Consider the following 2,526-nt stretch of genomic DNA (forward strand, 5'->3'; position numbering starts at 1 on the left):
GGATTATACCTTCTTTATCTAATAGGGTATCTAATGACTTAAATAAATAAGCCTTATAAAAACAAACCTTACTTTCTCTATGGTTTAAATAAATATCACTTAAAACTTCTACTCCTTTTAAAACCTTATTAACTCCATCTTCTCCTTGAGAAAATATTCTCTCTCCATGCTCTATAAGAAGTATCCCAAGAATACTCATCTTGCTATAGTCTTTTATCCTATTATGATTTAATAAGAAATTTAGTTGATTTAAATCCATTGCCTCCACTGTCTTTGAATTAAAACCTACATATTTTCTATAGAGCTTTTCTATTTCTTCATTAAAATTCTTAGTCTCTTTTATTAGAATATCTAATTCTTCTGAAAATTCTTCCCCTATATTATCATTTAAGTCAGTCTTAATCATATTATCTTCACCTCTTAAATAATATTATTATATCTTTTATTTATAATTTAATATATCACTGTATATTATCTTTATCAATATTAATCACTATGAACTTAACCACTGTCATTATTGGAAATCCAAAAGTCATAGTACTAAGAAAAGTTCCCTAGTACTATGACTTTTTTATTTTTAAAATCTCCTCTGTATTATCTATATAAATTTCTTTTATAGACTCACTAATAGACTTAGAAAATATAAGATTATCCTGTATATCATTTAAGGTTCTTGTAAAAACATTTAAGTTTTTTATATGATATATCCCTGGTATACTTGTCCTAATATTACACTTGTCATTAAAGCATATTATTATAGGTATTAATTCCTTATATCCTATTTGAGAGTGTTTTAATAAGTTCCCTATATTTATGGTTTTTTCTTTTAAGGTTTTTATCTCTTTATTCATATTTATAACCTTAAGTTTCTCGTTTACTAAAAGAAGGTCTTCTTTTTCATAGAATAAGGTACCTTCCATATCTGAAAATCTTAGAATAAATATATTTTCTCCTCTTATTATAAGAGTTTCTACAAATATATCTTCCTTAAAAAATACTCCATTTAATATATAACTATAATCCTTTATATTTTTTTCTAATAAATTATTTAATATGTCCTTATATTTTAAAGTATTCTCTACCTCTTCATATATTCCTAATACTATTTCTGATTTATTTTCTTCCTCTTCTATAAGAGATTTATTCCTATTTATAAGGTCTTCTATATTAGAAAACTCTTCATCCTTAGCTATTTCTACTCTACTTAAATCACTACTAAGTCCATTAAAATCCTCTTCATCTATATAATCTTCCACAATACTTTGTTTATTTAACTTAGATTTTTTCAATATTCTACTTAATATAGAGTAGGTAATACATATAAATAAAAATCCTGACATAACTATATATTTATATGTATCTAAAAATTTATATATCATAAAACTTCCAATAAAAATCACTGAAATTTCTACCATAATATAAAATAATTTATCTAGTTTAAACATATCAGAACTCTTTAAATCTTCTATGGTTACCGTACTTCTAAGATCTTCTATCTCCTTTTTCTGTTTTGAATAGTCATCACTTGCTAACTGCTTTCCTCCTTGAAGACTATAAAGCTTATTTTTATAAAATTGTATATAGCTATTGCTTTTTTTTACCCTTCTTCTTATTCTTTTTAATAAATCATCATTTAAAAAAGGATTTATTATGATCATATCTTTCCCCATCTCCCTTTAAACATAAAGTGGATCTTAATTTTATCTGATGGCTAGGAGCTGTAACACCCCTATCCGTATGTAAGGTGGGCGATAACAGTTGCTACGCCCCTAGATTAACTCATCTAACCTTCAGATGGTGGAAAGAACACCACCTGAAGGAAGATTCGTTCTATAATTAGACTTTCATCCTATCCTCATGTTTTTATATATTAAAAACTTTAAGTTAAATCCTATTTTATATAGTTCCTATAATAATGTCCATAGGCTTATACAAAAAGTTTTCCTTCTATCCTTCTTTCATAAGGAGTCCACTGTCCTTTTCCTACACCTTCAGTAACTATTTCTATTTTATTAAGCATAGCATCTACATAGTCTGCATAATGAACTATATGAGATTCCTGAGTCTTAGGTGACTTAGGAGATCCATATTCCTCTTTTCCATGATGTTGAACAATTATTCCCTTAAGCCTTTCCCTAAACTCTTCATTATAGATTTCTTTCTTTTCTTTAAAGGCATCTTCTATCATATTCACTCCGATTATTATATGTCCTTCCATGTCACCTCTTAATGTATAATTAAATGGTCCATCATAACTCATCTCATATACTTTTCCTATATCATGAAGCTTAGCTCCTAAAATCGCAATTTCCTTATATCTACAATTATATCTATAGCATAAAACTTTAGTTAAGTACATAACATTTAATGTATGTTCTGCAAGTCCCCCTAAATAATTATGATGCTGATATACACCTCCTATAGCTTTTTTAAATTTATTTCTAAAATCTTCATTATTAAAAAAATACTCATTTAATTTTATTGCTTCTTTACTCTTAAATTCTTCCTTAGAAATAAGGTCTATTT

Annotated in this window: 3 protein-coding genes; all 3 read right to left on the reverse strand. The window is 26.4% G+C overall.

The genetic code is table 11. The features are described 5' to 3' along the window. On the reverse strand, window positions 1-406 hold a 406-nt coding region (locus AB2369_RS12850; RefSeq protein WP_367666870.1), incomplete at its 3' end, for a hypothetical protein. 154 nt (window positions 407-560) lie between these two features. Beyond that, window positions 561-1,658 (reverse strand): hypothetical protein, encoded by a 1,098-nt coding sequence (locus tag AB2369_RS12855; RefSeq protein WP_367666871.1) that lies wholly within the window; start codon window positions 1,656-1,658, stop codon window positions 561-563. Between the two features lie 269 nt (window positions 1,659-1,927). Continuing rightward, window positions 1,928-2,526: HD domain-containing protein (locus tag AB2369_RS12860; RefSeq protein ID WP_367666872.1), on the reverse strand; the 599-nt coding region annotated here is incomplete at its 5' end.

It is taken from the genome of Clostridium sp. (genome assembly GCF_040797585.1).
GTDB lineage: Bacteria > Bacillota > Clostridia > Clostridiales > Clostridiaceae > Clostridium_Z.

Bases quoted from the DNA above. Each gene is read 5' to 3' on its own strand.
- AB2369_RS12855 (WP_367666871.1), bottom strand. From the start codon at position 1,658: ATGATCATAATAAATCCTTTTTTAAATGATGATTTATTAAAAAGAATA.